Raw genomic sequence first — 14,272 nt, forward strand, 5'->3', positions numbered from 1 at the left:
CGCCGCCATACCGCTCGGCGATGACAAGTGGTTCGATGGAGCCATGCGTATCCTCCTCGCCGGCGCGTCCGGGACCATCGGTACAGCCCTCATCCGCCAGCTCGAGAAGAACCACGAGGTCACGCGCCTCGTACGGCGCGCTCCGAAAGGCCCCGGGGAGATCCGCTGGAACCCCTCCTCGGGTGAGCTGGACGTCGCGGCCGTGGAACGCGCCGACGCCGTGATCAACCTGTCGGGCGCGGGCATCGCGGGTGGTCCCTGGACGAGGGGCTACAAGGAGACCCTCTACTCCTCGCGCATCCTCCCCACCCGGACGCTGGTGCAGGCCATGCGCGCGGCCGCCGATCCGCCGCAGGTCTTCATCAGCCAGTCGGCGTCCGGCTACTACGGGGACCGGGATGATGAGCTGCTGACGGAGAATTCCGCCTCCGGCGACACCCTGCTGGCCGATATCTGCCGATGCTGGGAGGCCGAGGCCCGCAACGCCCCGGACGCCGTGCGCGTCGTGCTGGCCCGCACGGGGATCGTGATGGCGAAGGAGGGCGGCGCGCTCCCCAACCTGCTGGTCCCCATCCGGCTGTTCGCCGGGACGTCGCTCGGCTCGGGACGCCAGTGGTGGCCGTGGATCAGCCTGAACGACGAGGTCAGGGCCCTCGAGTTCCTGCTCACGGCACCCCTGTCCGGTCCCGTCAACCTGAGCGCACCCGCTCCCGCGACCCTCGATACGATCACGCTGCAGCTCGGCCGGGTGTTCCACCGCCCGGTATGGTTCCGTGTGCCGGGCGCCCTGCTGAAGGCGGTCATCGGACAGCTCGGGTACGAACTGCTGCTGGTCAGCGCGCGCATGGAACCGCGGGCCCTGACAGCAGCGGGCTTCACCTTCGACGAACCGACGCCGGAAGCGCTCGCCGCCTGGGTCCACCGGCGCGTCACCGGCTAGGACGGCGGGCGCATCCATTCGGTCGTCTCACCCGGGTGACACGACCGAATGGATGCGCCAGCCGCCTCCGGAGTCCCAGAGGACGAAGATCAGGTCCTGCAGGCCCGCTGCCATCAGCGGGCGCGGCGCGTCCGCAGAAAGCCCTGCCGGGCCTGCCGCCTCCGTGTAGGAGGACACGGCCGCCGTCGCCCGGACCAGCGACACCTCCGTGCCGGCAGGTGGCGTCGAGGCCGGAAGGCCCGCGACCGCCGTCATCGCCGCCTGTTCCTCCCCACCGAGTGCTGCAGGATCGCGGATCGTGATGGACAGGTCCCGGAGGCTCCGCCCCGAGGCCGCGAGCGCGGTGACGGCCTCCTGGTCGGCCGACATCGCGGGTGAGCCCTGGACGTCGACGGTCGCCAGCAGGGACGGATCGGCGGTCGCGAAGGCCTCGGCCCGGAGGGCGGCGAGACCGACGAGCGCCGTGACCGGGTCGGCGTCCAGCGTGACCCCGGCCGGCGCCTGCGGATCCGGAGGCCCTGGAGCCGCCTGCTCCTGCCCGGCTCCTCCCTGCGCGGCATCGTCCTGTCCTGCCCTTTCGTCCCCGGCCCTCTCCTGCCCGCCACCTTCCTGCCGAGTTTCTTCCTGCCGGGTTTCTTCCTGTGCGGCTCCCCCTGACCGCCCGCCGTCCACCACCGAACCCTCTCCCGTCGCCCTCTCCGGGGCCGGGACGATCACACCGCCGGAAGTGGCGGCCCCCGGTCGGTCCGCGCCCGGCGCACCGGGCCCGCCCAGCGTCAGCGCGATGCCCCCCAGCAGCAGCACGAGGGCAGCCACCCCCGAGACGATCGCGAGCAGCGTACGGATGCGCCCGGGTCCGGGCCGCACACCTCCCCGGCCGACGGCGGGAACCCCGGGAGTCCTTCGGCCCGCGGTCGCCCCGCGCGGACGCGGTCGCCCGTCCTTCCGGTCCCGGTCCCGGCCCCGGCCACCTGCGACGCACTTCCAGCGCCGGGTCAGGCCGGAGGGAGCAGTGCCCGTACGCCTGGTCAGCAGGTGCGGCAGCACGCTGGGATGCACGGCCGGTACGAGGTCGACCGGCCCCGGCTCGGTGCTGGACAGCAGCACGCGGGCGAAGGAGTCGGCGGTAGGCCGTCGGGCCCGGGACGGGTCCAGGCCGTCCTCGATGAGCTCCATGAGCTGCGGCGGCACGTCCGGGATGATCAGCGCGAGCGGCGGGCGGTGCTCGGCGGGCCCGGGGACGCGGCCGGTCAACGCGAACCACGACACCGCTGCGAGGGCGAAGACATCCGCTCCGGTGTCGAAGGAACCGTCGCGCAGCGGGTCGATGAAGCCGGGCGTGCCCGCGCCCGGAACGGGATCGGCCCCGAGGAGCCGCGCGGTCCCGAAGTCGCCGAGCAGGGGCTTGCCCTCCTGCGTGAAGAGGATGTTGCCGGGCGTCACGTCCCCGTGCAGTGCCCCGGCACCGTGCAGGTGGGCGAGCACCTGGGCGATGGGCGCCAGGGCCGTGACGACCTCCGGGATCGGGAGGGGACCGCGGCTGGTGACCAGGTTGAGCAGGGATCCACCGGGAGCGAGGTCCATCAGCAGCCCGGGACCCGCGTCCGTTCCCACGATGCGGAGCACCCTGAGGAGGTGGTCGTGGCGGAACCGCTGGAGGGTCAGCAGCTCGCGCGAGATGTCGTCGTCCGTCCGATCGGACGGCCCGTGCGGCCCGGACAGCCCGTACGGCCCATCGGCACCGTCGGACGATCGCTGCCCTCCGGCGCGGGGCGGAAATCCGCCGTCGGGGGGTCCCGCGGCGCGGCGCCCACGCCGTCCCGCGACCAGGGCGGATGTCGGGGAAGCCTGCGTTGGCGTTGCCGTCCGGGGCGCAACGGGGACCTTGAGCGCGAAGGATCGACCGTCGTCGTCGGTCACGAGCCACACGGCGGACGTCCCGCCGCGGCCGAGGAGCCGTCCGACCCGGAAGCCCGCGGCCACCGGCCGGGGGACCTCCTCGGCATCGGGGGGAGTCGAGCGGGCGTCCGCCCGGACCTCGTGCAGCGTTGCCGTGGTCGACGCATGGTCCGCGGGTCGTGCTGATGCCGTGGGATCGCTCATGCATCAGTTCTAGGGCATGAGAGCGGGTGACCGGCGTTATCCACAGGCCCGAGCGCATCGCTGATCCACCCGGCCACGGCTTCGAATATGTGTTCTAATTTTAATCCTCAGATACACCGAAGGCAGGTAGGTCATGATTCCCTCACCAGCGGATCCGGTCGGCTCCTGGCGGACGTTCGATGACGCGGTCGCACTCACGTTCGACGCCACCGGCGGTGAGTCACGGCCCTCCTGTCTGCACTGGCGCGGGTCGGCTTGGCACGTCGTGGACGGGTGCATGCACTGGTCCACCTGGCGCGCGCTGCCGGTGGCTCCGTCTCCGTCGCAGGGGACTGCTCCGACGCGCGGCCTCAGGGCCGACTTCTGGCGTTTCCGCGCGCAGACGAGCGGGTTCTCCCCCGTCCTCCACTTCGAGGTGCGGCGCGCCGAACGGGAGTGGCGGCTCGTGCGGCTCCGCGCGACGTTCGAACTGCCGGAGAAGGGAACGGAGGGCTGATCGACCCCGACGCGGCCACCGCGGAGCAGGACGGCGCGATGTGTCGGTCCACCGGACTACCCTTGCTTCATGACTCTCGTACTGTCGCGCGTCGGACTCGCTCCGGACTACATCGAGTACACGGACGGCTGGGACCGGCAGAAGGCCCTTCACGCGCAGGTCGTGGACGGCACCGCACCCAGCACGGTCCTGCTCCTCGAGCACACGCCCGTCTACACCGCGGGCAAGCGGACGGAGGACCACGAGCGACCGTTCGACGGCACACCCGTGGTCCCGGTGGATCGCGGCGGGAAACTCACCTGGCACGGACCGGGGCAGCTCGTGGGGTACCCGATCCTCGCGCTGCGGGATCCGGCCCGCGTGGCCGAGTACGTCCACATCCTCGAGGAGGTCATCATCACCTCGCTCCTCCACTTCGGGATCGATGGCATCAGGATCGAGGGCCGCTCGGGAGTATGGCTGGCGGCGACGGACGAGCGACCCGCCCGGAAGATCGCGGCGATCGGCATCCGGGTGAAGGACCGCGTCACGATGCACGGTTTCGCGGTCAACTGCAGCAACGACCTCGCGCCGTTCCAGCAGATCGTCCCCTGCGGGATCAGTGACGCCGGCGTCACCTCCATCTCCGCCGAATGCGGCAGGACCGTCACTCCCGTGGAGATCGTTTCGCTAATAGAGGCCGGACTGCGTAACAATGAGGCGGTGCTGGTGGGCGAGGACGACACCGACGCACCCCGTATCGGCACTGCCGACGCCGCCGACACGCGCGCGGCCGGCCCCTCCCGGAACACCCCGTCAGAAGGAGCTTTACTGTGAGCCTTGCACCCGAGGGTCGCCGCCTGCTGCGCATCGAGGCGCGCAATGCCGAGACGCCGGTGGAGCGCAAGCCGGACTGGATCAAGGCGAAAGTCAACATCGGTCCCGAATTCGTCGCGATGAAGAACCTCGTGAAGAAGGAGGGGCTGCACACCGTGTGCGAGGAGGCGGGGTGTCCCAACATCTTCGAGTGCTGGGAGGACCGCGAGGCCACCTTCCTCATCGGAGGGTCCGAGTGCACCAGGCGGTGCGACTTCTGCCAGATCGACACCGGCAAACCGCAGCCGCTCGACCGCAGTGAGCCCTTCAAGGTCGCACAGTCGGTGCGGTCCATGAACCTGCGCTACGCGACCGTCACGGGCGTGGCGCGTGACGACCTGCCCGACGAGGGGGTCTGGCTGTACGCCGAGACCATCCGGCAGATCCACAGCATGAACCCCGGCACGGGCGTGGAGATCCTCATCCCGGACTTCTCCGGTCGGCCCGAGCACATCGCGGCCATCTGCGATGCCGCCCCCGAAGTCTTCGCACACAACGTGGAGACCGTGCCGCGCATCTTCAAGCGCATCCGGCCGGCGTTCCGCTACGAGCGCTCGCTCGATGTCATCACCCAGGGACGCGACCACGGCATGGTGACGAAGTCCAACCTGATCCTCGGCATGGGAGAGACGCGGCAGGAGATCTCCGAGGCGCTGCGGGACCTCCATGCCGCGGGCTGCGACCTCATCACGATCACGCAGTACCTGCGCCCCAGCGAACGCCACCTCCCCGTCGACCGGTGGGTCAAGCCCGGCGAGTTCGTCGAGCTGAGCCAGGAGGCCGAGGAGATCGGTTTCCTCGGCGTCATGAGCGGCCCCCTCGTCCGCTCCTCCTACCGTGCGGGCCGTCTCTGGGCCCGCGCCATGCGCAAGAAGGGGCTCGAACTGCCGGCCGAACTCGCCCACCTCGACGAGTCGGGCTCCGCCTCGCAGGAAGCCTCCTCGCTCCTCGCCGGCTGACGCGACTCCCACCCGCCGCCACGGGGTGCCTGCTCAGTCGGCACTTCCCGGCCATCCCGTAGAATCGAAGAACTATGTCGCACACGATCGATCCTTCAGGCTCACCCACGCCCAAACGCCGTCTTTTCTCCCGCAAGCCGAAAGCGGAGAAGGGGCCGAAGAAGACCGGGCGGATGAAGCAGATCGTCGAGGTCTTCAAGATGACGCGGCGCAACGACCCCAGCGCCGTCTGGTTCATGCTGCTCGCCTTCGTCGGCATCATCGCGGTGGGCCTGCTGATCGGCCTGCTGATCGACAACATCATCACCCTCATGATCATCGCGATCCCGCTCGCGTTCCTCGCGGCGATCTTCATCCTCTCCCGCAGGGCCGAACGTGCTGCGTTCTCGCAGATCGAGGGCAAGCCCGGCGCTGCCGGTGCAGCGCTGAGCGTCCTGCGCCGCGGATGGATCCTGCAGGAGCAGCCGGTCGCCGTGAACCCCCGCACACAGGACGCGGTGTTCCGGGTCATCGGCCGGCCGGGGGTCATCCTCGTGTCGGAGGGGCCCTCCACCCGGGTGAAGCAGCTGGTCGACGGCGAGAAGCGCAGGATGGCGCGGATCATCCCGAACGTCCCGGTGCACGTCATCGAGACGGGGCGCGGCGACCGCCAGGTCCCTCTCGCCAAGGTCCCGAAGGCCGTGCAGAAGCTGAAGAAGACGCTGACGAAGCAGGAGGTCCACGCCGTCGACAAGCGACTGAGCGCGCTGGGCACCAAGATGCCGATCCCGAAGGGCGTCGATCCCTTCAAGGCCCGCCCGGACCGCAAGGCGATGCGGGGACGCTGAGTCCCGCACCCGATCCTGATGAAGAGAGCCCCTCCCGCCGGCAGCGGGAGGGGCTCTCTCTCTGAGGACGGGACGACGTCCTCAGATGCGGAACAGGCCGGTGTTGCGGACGCGGTCGTGGAGTCCGCGCTGGTCGCTGTCGATGACGAGCGCCGGGATGACGAGGCACAGCAGGACGCTGCGGATGAGCGCCGTCAGGTAGCCGGCGGGTCGGCCGTCGAGCGTCTGGACCTGCATCCGCAGCAGCCGGTGCCCGATGCTGTAGCCGAAGAAGCCGACGAACAGGACCTGCTCCACGAGGAAGATGTACAGCGTCGCGAAGCCGTCGTAGCCGAAGAACGCGGCCGACAGCAGCGAGCAGAGGATCCAGTCGATGAGCAGCGCACCGGCTCTGGGGCCGAAGCGGGCGATGGACCCCGGCCCCGACTCCGGCCGTCCGAGCCGCTGCCCGGGCCACTGCTGGTTGCCCGACGGCGACGGACCTTCCATCCATGAGCCGATGTCGTTTCTGTTCACCACCGTTCCAGCCTACCCGCGGACCGGGTGGAGGGGTCCGCATTATGCCTCCGCCTCCGCGGGGGCGCTAGGGTGGGAGGCGCAGTTCCCCTTCTGTAACGTCCCGGAAACAATGACGACACCAGCGAGAAACTGCCCGCTCCTACAGTTGGAACGAGTCGGCGGCAGCGTTCCATCCTGCCAGAGCTCGTGACATCCCGTGCGGTGCAGGGACACGCGCTGGCGCCGGGTCATCACCCAGCCATGCGTTAGGAGCATGATTCGATGTTTAAGAATGCGGACGAGGTCCTCAAGTTCATCGCCGACGAAGACATCAGGTTCGTCGATGTCCGGTTCACCGACCTCCCCGGAGTGCAGCAGCACTTCAACGTTCCCGCCAAGTCGGTCGACGCGGACTTCTTCATCCACGGCCAGCTCTTCGACGGCTCCTCCATCCGCGGGTTCCAGGGCATCGCGGAATCCGACATGCAGCTCATCCCGGATGTGACGACGGCGTTCATCGACCCGTTCCGCACCGAGAAGACCCTCGCGCTGAACTTCTCCATCGTCAATCCGCGCACCGGCGATCCCTACCACCGCGATCCCCGCAGCGTGGCCGAACGCGCCGAGGCCTACCTCTCCTCGACCGGCATCGCGGACACGGCGTTCTTCGCCCCCGAGGCCGAGTTCTTCATCTTCGACAACGTGCAGTACGAGTCCTCCCCGCAGGGCAGCTTCTACAAGGTGGACTCCATCGAGGCGCCCTGGAACAGCGGCCGCGAGGAGGTCGGCGGCAACCTGGGCAACAAGACGCCGTTCAAGGGCGGCTACTTCCCGGTCTCCCCCGTCGACAAGCAGGCCGACCTCCGCGACGCCATCTGCGTGGAGCTGGACAAGGCCGGCCTCGAGGTCGAACGCTCGCACCACGAGGTGGGCGGCGCCGGCCAGGCCGAGATCAACTACAAGTTCACGACCATGACGCACGCTGCGGACGACCTGCAGAAGTTCAAGTACATCGTCAAGAACGTCTCCAACGCCTGGGGCAAGACGGCCACCTTCATGCCGAAGCCGATCTTCGGTGACAACGGGTCCGGCATGCACTGCCACCAGTCCCTGTGGAGCGACGGTCAGCCGCTGTTCTACGACGAGCGCGGCTACGCCGGCCTCTCGGACACGGCCCGCTGGTACATCGGCGGCCTGCTGAAGCACGCCTCCGCCGTCCTCGCCTTCACGAACCCGACGGTCAACTCCTACCGCCGCCTGGTCAAGGGCTTCGAGGCCCCCGTCAACATGGTCTACTCGCAGGGCAACCGCTCCGCCGGTATCCGCATCCCGATCACGGGCTCGAACCCGAAGGCGAAGCGCATCGAGTTCCGTGCGCCGGACCCCTCCTCGAACCCGTACCTGGCCTTCGCCGCACAGCTCATGGCAGGCCTCGACGGCATCAAGAACCGCATCGAGCCCGCCGATCCGATCGACAAGGACCTCTACGAGCTCCCGGCCGAGGAAGCGAAGGACATCCAGAAGGCCCCCGGCTCCCTCGAGGAGGCCCTGCTGGCCCTCGAGGCGGACAACGAGTTCCTGCAGGCCGGCGACGTCTTCACGCAGGACCTGATCGACACCTGGATCGAGTACAAGCGCGAGATGGAGATCAAGCCGCTCTCGCTGCGCCCGAACCCCTACGAGTTCGAGCTCTACTACGGCGTCTAGCAGCACCCGCACCGACGACGACGGCGGCTCCCCGACAGCGGGGGGCCGCCGTCGTCGTCTCCCCGGACGGCTGCCTAGTACCCGTAGAAGTGCCGCTCGAACACGGCCCTGCTGCGCCGCGTGAGCCGCAGGTAGTCCTCCTCCAGCTCCGATCCGCTCCCCGGGCCGTACCCGCACCATCGAGCCACGGCCTCGAGGTCCCGACGCGACGACGGCAGCAGGTCCGAGCCGCGCCCGCTCCAGATGACGTTCGCGGCACGGATCCGGGTCGCGAGGGTCCAGCTGTCGCGCAGCAGCCCGACGTCCTCCGACGGGAGCAGTCCCTCGTCGCCGAGGGCGTCGAGGGCGGCGAGGGTCGACTGGACCCGCAGGGCCGGAACGGCGTGGGCGTGCTGCAGTTGGAGGAGCTGCACGAGCCATTCGACGTCGCTGAGGGCGCCACGGCCCAGCTTGAGGTGACGGGACGGGTCGGCGCCGCGCGGGAGCCGCTCGGACTCCACGCGCGCCTTGATGCGCCGGATCTCCCGGACACCGGTCTCGCCGAGGTCCTGCGGGTACCGCACGGGATCGATCAGCGCGAGGAACTCGGCGGCCAGGTCGTCGTCGCCCGCGAGCGGCCGCGCCCGCAGCAGCGCCTGCGCCTCCCAGACGAGGGACCACCGGCGGTAGTACTCCCGGTAGGAGGAGATGGAGCGCACCATCGCGCCCTGCTTGCCCTCCGGGCGCAGTGCCGTGTCGATCTCGAGGACCCGTTCGGCGAGGACCGGCGGTTTGCACGGCTGGGTCAGCAGCGCGGCGAGGCGGGCGACGACAGCCTCGGCCTGCTTCTGCGCTGCCGCCTCGTCGGCCCCGGGCAGCGGGCGGTGGACATAGATGACGTCGGCGTCCGACCCGTAGGTGATCTCCCGACCGCCCTGGCGTCCCATGGCCATGACGACGACGTGGGTGAGCTGCTCCTCCTGCCCGAACACCTGGTTCTCGGCCACGTGCAGGGCACCGAGGATGGCGGCGCGGTCGGCGTCGGCGAGGGCCTCCCCCACCTCTGGCTGTGACAGGAGGTTGGAGCTGTCCGCTATCGCGATGCGGAGCAGTTCGCGGCGGCGGATGAGCCGGATCAGCCGGATGGCCTCGTTCGGCGCAGGATGCCGCGACATCTTCGACCGGATCTCCTGCCACTGGGTGTCGAAGGTGTCGGGGACCAGTTCGGCGTCGGACCCGAGCCACTTCGTCGACTCGGGCGAGACCTCCAGCAGGTCGGTGATGAAGCGGCTGCTCGACAGGACGGCGCAGAGCCGCTCGGCCGCCGCGTTGGAGTCGCGCAGCATGCCGAGGTACCAGTGGCTCTCGCCGAGGGACTCGCTGAGCCGCCGGAATCCGAGCAGGCCGGCATCGGGATCGACCCCGTCGGCGAACCAGGCCAGGAGGATGGGCAGCAGCTGCTTCTGCAGCATCGCCCGTCGGCGCAGGCCACCGGTCAGCGCCTCGATGTGGCGCATGGCGCCGCGCGGGTCCTGGTAACCCAGGGCAGCCAGGCGGGCCTGGGCGGCCTCGGCCGTGAGCTGGACGTCCTCGGGCTGCAGTGTCGCCGCGTTGTTGAGCAGGGGCCGGTAGAAGATCGATTCGTGGAGGCGCTTGACGAGCTTCCTCGTCCGCTGCCATGTGTCGTGGAGGCTCTGCGCGCTGGGCCGCACCGTGACCATGCATCCCTCGGAGGACCGGGCGAGGGCGCGGAGGGCTGTCTCGTCCTCCGGCATGAGGTGGGTCCGGCGCATCTGCATGAGCTGGATCCGGTGCTCGAGGACCCGCAGGTACCGGTAGGCGTCGTCGAGGTCCAGCGCGTCCGAGCGCCCGATGTACCCTCCGGCGCTCAGCGCGCCGATCGCGGAGACAGTGTCCCTGGCCCTCAGCGACTCGTCGAGCCGGCCGTGCACGAGCTGGAGCAGCTGGACGGTGAACTCGACGTCGCGCAGGCCTCCCGGTCCGAGCTTGAGCTGGCGTGCCTCCTCGTCGCGGGGGATGTTGTCGGTCACCCGGCGCCGCATGGCCCGGACGGCCTCCACGAATCCCTCGCGCTGGGACGACGCCCAGATGAAGGGGGCTATCGCCTCCTCGTACCGCCGGCCCAGCTCCGGGTCGCCGGCCGCGGCCCGGGCCTTCAGGAGAGCCTGGAACTCCCAGGTCTTCGCCCATCGCTGGTAGTAGGACACGTGGGACTGCAGCGTGCGTACGAGCTGCCCGTCCTTGCCCTCGGGCCGCAGGTTCGCGTCCACCTCCCAGAGTGCCGGTTCGGTGCCCGGGGAGTAGACGCCGCGGGACATCCCGGAGGCCAGGCCGGTGCCGATCCTCGTGAGCGTCGAGTCGTCGAGGTCCTCGCCCTCGGCGACGTAGACGACGTCGACGTCGGAGATGTAGTTGAGCTCGCGGGCACCGCACTTCCCCATTGCGATGACCGCGAGCTTCACGCGGGCGACGGTGTCGGCACCGTAGACCTCGCCGAGGTCCGCGCGGGCGACGGCGAGGGAGGCCTCGAGGGCGGCGGTGGCGAGGTCGGCGAGCTCGCGGGCGACCACGGGCAGGTAGTCGACGGGGGCGCATTGGCAGAGGTCCCGCACCGCGAGGTCCGTGAGGTGGCGCCGGTACGCCACCCTGAGCCTGCGGTACGCCTCGATCCCGCCGACCCCCGCCACGGGATTGGCCTCGGCCGGATCCGCGTCGACCGAGGAGAGCAGCGCGGCCCGGAGCTCCTCCTGCGTGACCACCGGGAGGACCGCAGGAGCGGGCCGGACGACGTCGAGGTGCCGGGGGTGCCGCATGAGGAACTCGCCGAGGGCCTCGGAGGCTCCGAGCAGTCGGAAGAGGGGCGCGCGCCTGCCCTGGTCCGAGAAGGCCGCACCCACCGCCCTGCGGTCGACGGCCAGGAGCCGCACGAAGGACTGCAGCGCGAGGTCCGGATCGGCCGCCACGGCCAGCCCGGCGAACAGGTCGTCGTCGTTGAGTCCCTGCAGCTCAGGAGCGCCGAGGAACCGGCGGCTCTTCTCGAGGTCCGTGAAGCCGTAGCTGATCAGCTTGCGGTTGAGGCTCATGCGCCAACACTAGCCAAGCCGCGGGCGGCCTAGAGGATGTTGAGGTTGCGGCGCAGCTCGTACGGGGTCACCTGGATCCGGTAGTCGTGCCACTCCGCGCGCTTGTTCCGCAGGAAGTTCTCGAACACCTGCTCCCCGAGGATGTCGGCGACGAGCTCCGAATCCTCCATGACGCGGATCGCGTCGTGCAGGCTCGCGGGCAGCGGGTCGTGTCCCATCGCGCGGCGCTCCGCCGCGGTCAGGCTCCACACGTCGTCCTCGGCGGCGGGCGGGAGTTCGTACCCCTCCTCGATGCCCTTGAGCCCTGCGCCGAGCAGCACGGAGTAGGCGAGGTAGGGATTGCTCGCCGAGTCGATGCCCCGGTACTCGATGCGCGCGGACTGCCCCTTGTTGGGCTTGTACAGCGGTACGCGCACCAGGGCGGAGCGGTTGTTGTGGCCCCACGAGAGGTAGCTGGGAGCCTCGCCACCGCCCCAGAGCCGCTTGAAGGAGTTGACGAACTGGTTGGTCACGGCCGTGAACTCCGGGGCATGGCGCAGGATGCCCGCGATGAACTGGCGGGCGGTCTGCGAGAGCTGGAACTCCGCGCCCGCCTCGTAGAAGGCGTTGGTGTCGCCCTCGAACAGGGAGAAGTGGGTGTGCATGCCCGAGCCCGGATGTTCCGAGAAGGGCTTGGGCATGAACGTCGCGTAGCTGCCGGAGGTGAGCGCCACCTCCTTGATGATCGTGCGGAACGTCATGATGTTGTCCGCGGTCTGCAGCGCGTCGGCGTAGCGCAGGTCGATCTCGTTCTGCCCCGGCCCGGCCTCGTGGTGGCTGAACTCGACGGAGATGCCCACGGACTCGAGCATCGCCACGGCGGTGCGGCGGAAGTCCTGGGCCACGCCGCCGGGGACGTGGTCGAAGTAGCCGGCGGAGTCCACCGGGACGGGCTGCCCGTCGGGGCCGAGTTCCGCGGACTTGAGCAGGTAGAACTCGATCTCCGGGTGGGTGTAGCAGGTGAACCCCATGTCCGCGGCCTTCGCCAGGGTCTTCTTGAGGACTCCCCGCGGGTCGGCGGTGGAGGGCTGCCCGTCCGGCGTCAGGATGTCGCAGAACATGCGCGACGTCTGCTCCTTGTCGCCGCGCCAGGGCAGGATCTGGAAGGTCGACGGGTCGGGCTGGGCCAGCATGTCCGACTCGTAGACACGGGCCAGGCCCTCGATCGAGGACCCGTCGAAACCGAGGCCCTCCTCGAAGGCGCCCTCCACTTCCGCCGGGGCGAGGGCGACGGACTTCAGCGAGCCGACCACGTCGGTGAACCACAGGCGTACGTAGCGCACGTCGCGCTCCTCGATCGTCCGCAGTACGAACTCCTGCTGCCGGTCCATGACCACCCTCATTCCTTGTCTCGTTCCCCGGGCCGCCCCGTCGGGGCAGCGGGCTGTCCATGCCCGACGTCGCTCACGTCGGCTCACGTCGGCGCGCCGCGGCGGCGGTACCTCGGTGCCGCCGGGCACGCGTGCGCCTGCCGTCCTCACTCTACTGACCTGCGCGGGCGGCGACGGCTCCGCCCATTCTGGCGTGCCGAGATTAACGCGCGGTTACACGGTGCGCAGGTACGGTCCATCCCGCCCGGGACGGACGGGTCACGGCCGGGAGGCGGGGCCGTGGTCCGCTAGTCTCGTGGCATGACTTCCGCCGAATTGCCAGCCCCCTACGGAGGGGGAGCAGCCGCGCCGTCGACCCCGGGGACCGCGAGCGGGTCGAAACGGCCGGGCCGGGTCCGGATCCATCATCTGCAGCAGGCCAAGGACCAGGGCGCGCGCTTCGCCATGCTGACGGCGTACGACCAGTACGCCGCGCAGGTGTTCGACGAGGCCGGGATCGAGGTGCTCCTCGTGGGCGACTCGGCCGCGAACAACGTCCTGGGCCACGCCACCACGCTGCCGATCACCCTCGACGAGATGATCCTGTTCAGCCGCGCCGTGAGCAGGGCCACGACACGCGCCCTCGTCGTGGCGGACCTGCCCTTCGGCAGTTACGAGGTGTCCCCCCAGCAGGCCGTCGAATCCTCCGTCCGCCTCCTGAAGGAGGGCCTCGTCCACGCCGTGAAGATGGAGGGCGGCGCGGACTACGCGGACACGGTGCGCGCCCTCGTCCGGGCGGGCATCCCGGTGATGGCCCACATCGGCTTCACCCCGCAGAGCGAGCATGCACTCGGCGGCTACCGGGTCCAGGGCCGCGGGGACGCCTCCCGTCGCATCGTCGACGACGCCGTCGCCCTCGCGGACGCCGGAGCGTTCTGCGTGCTGATGGAGATGGTGCCGGCGGAGACGGCGGACGCCGTCGACGCGGCCGTGCGCGTCCCGACGGTCGGCATCGGCGCCGGCGCCGGCACGACGGGCCAGGTACTGGTCTGGCAGGACATGGCCGGGCTGCGCGGCGGCCGGCAGGCGACGTTCGTCAAGCAGTACGCGGACCTGCGGACCGTCCTCTCGGATGCCGCCAGGGCGTACGCGGACGAGGTCCGGGCCGGCACGTTCCCCGGCCCGGAGCACACCTTCTAGCGGCGTCCGGAGGCGAGGGCCTCAGTCGTCGTCCTGGTCCCACGCGTCGTTGCGCTGCTGGACCTTCTCGAGGGCCTTCTCCGCCTCGGCCCTCGTGGCGTACGGCCCGATCAGCTGGGACCAGTCCGACTGCCGGTCCTCCTCCACCTCGTGCGTGCGCACGTTGAACCAGTACTCCGTCACGTCGACCTCCTAGATCCAGGGCAGGGGCGATGTCACCCGGTGATCCGGCCGACGGCCCCCTCGGGGAGGCCG

The 14,272-nt window shown here is 70.1% G+C and carries 12 protein-coding genes; 7 read left to right on the forward strand and 5 right to left on the reverse strand.

The genetic code is table 11. The features are described from left to right. The first annotated feature begins 43 nt into the window (after positions 1-43). A complete protein-coding gene (locus ACX80L_RS11580) occupies positions 44-940 on the forward strand; it encodes a TIGR01777 family oxidoreductase (protein ID WP_459289806.1) in 897 nt (298 codons plus the stop codon). Positions 941-967: 27 nt separating this feature from the next. On the opposite strand, the gene ACX80L_RS11585 is transcribed toward ACX80L_RS11580, so the two are convergent. Then, entirely contained in the window at positions 968-3,043 is a 2,076-nt protein-coding gene (locus ACX80L_RS11585; protein ID WP_459289808.1) for a protein kinase domain-containing protein, read from the reverse strand. Positions 3,044-3,176: 133 nt separating this feature from the next. Here ACX80L_RS11585 and ACX80L_RS11590 point away from each other — a divergent pair, with 133 nt between their 5' ends. The 4 genes from ACX80L_RS11590 (at position 3,177) to ACX80L_RS11605 (ending at position 6,180) form a co-directional block, all read left to right on the forward strand. Further along, positions 3,177-3,539, forward strand: a complete 363-nt coding sequence (locus ACX80L_RS11590) for a hypothetical protein (protein ID WP_459289810.1) — start codon at positions 3,177-3,179, stop codon at positions 3,537-3,539. Positions 3,540-3,608: 69 nt separating this feature from the next. Continuing rightward, complete coding sequence (gene lipB / locus ACX80L_RS11595; protein WP_459289812.1) at positions 3,609-4,355, forward strand: lipoyl(octanoyl) transferase LipB; 747 nt, start codon at positions 3,609-3,611, stop codon at positions 4,353-4,355. Continuing rightward, positions 4,352-5,353 carry a lipoyl synthase gene (lipA, locus tag ACX80L_RS11600; RefSeq protein WP_459289814.1) on the forward strand — a complete coding sequence of 334 codons (1,002 nt, stop codon included), beginning with the start codon at positions 4,352-4,354 and terminating at the stop codon, positions 5,351-5,353. The genes lipB and lipA overlap by 4 nt, the downstream gene beginning before the upstream one ends. 74 nt (positions 5,354-5,427) lie before the next feature. Beyond that, complete coding sequence (locus tag ACX80L_RS11605) at positions 5,428-6,180, forward strand: DUF4191 domain-containing protein (RefSeq protein ID WP_208740932.1); 753 nt, start codon at positions 5,428-5,430, stop codon at positions 6,178-6,180. 81 nt (positions 6,181-6,261) lie between these two features. Here the strand turns inward: ACX80L_RS11605 and ACX80L_RS11610 are convergent, their stop codons facing one another. Further along, complete coding sequence (locus tag ACX80L_RS11610) at positions 6,262-6,699, reverse strand: RDD family protein (RefSeq protein ID WP_133081678.1); 438 nt, start codon at positions 6,697-6,699, stop codon at positions 6,262-6,264. A gap of 261 nt (positions 6,700-6,960) precedes the next feature. Here ACX80L_RS11610 and glnA (ACX80L_RS11615) point away from each other — a divergent pair, with 261 nt between their 5' ends. After that, positions 6,961-8,385 carry a type I glutamate--ammonia ligase gene (gene glnA, locus ACX80L_RS11615; RefSeq protein ID WP_133081677.1) on the forward strand — a complete coding sequence of 475 codons (1,425 nt, stop codon included), beginning with the start codon at positions 6,961-6,963 and terminating at the stop codon, positions 8,383-8,385. 74 nt (positions 8,386-8,459) lie between these two features. Here the strand turns inward: glnA (ACX80L_RS11615) and ACX80L_RS11620 are convergent, their stop codons facing one another. Next, the gene (locus ACX80L_RS11620) at positions 8,460-11,468 is read right to left on the reverse strand and encodes a bifunctional [glutamine synthetase] adenylyltransferase/[glutamine synthetase]-adenylyl-L-tyrosine phosphorylase (RefSeq protein WP_459289816.1); all 3,009 of its coding nucleotides are present in this window, start codon (positions 11,466-11,468) and stop codon (positions 8,460-8,462) included. A gap of 29 nt (positions 11,469-11,497) precedes the next feature. Then, a complete protein-coding gene (gene glnA / locus ACX80L_RS11625) occupies positions 11,498-12,838 on the reverse strand; it encodes a type I glutamate--ammonia ligase (protein WP_133081675.1) in 1,341 nt (446 codons plus the stop codon). A gap of 300 nt (positions 12,839-13,138) precedes the next feature. On the opposite strand from glnA (ACX80L_RS11625), the gene panB reads away from it, so the two are divergent. Next, complete coding sequence (gene panB / locus ACX80L_RS11630) at positions 13,139-14,017, forward strand: 3-methyl-2-oxobutanoate hydroxymethyltransferase (protein ID WP_459289818.1); 879 nt, start codon at positions 13,139-13,141, stop codon at positions 14,015-14,017. A 21-nt stretch (positions 14,018-14,038) separates the two neighbouring features. Here panB and ACX80L_RS11635 read toward each other — a convergent pair whose 3' ends face one another. Beyond that, positions 14,039-14,200 (reverse strand): SPOR domain-containing protein, encoded by a 162-nt coding sequence (locus tag ACX80L_RS11635; protein ID WP_208740926.1) that lies wholly within the window; start codon positions 14,198-14,200, stop codon positions 14,039-14,041. Positions 14,201-14,272 lie beyond the last annotated feature (72 nt).

This window comes from Arthrobacter sp. MDT1-48-3 (assembly GCF_054511015.1).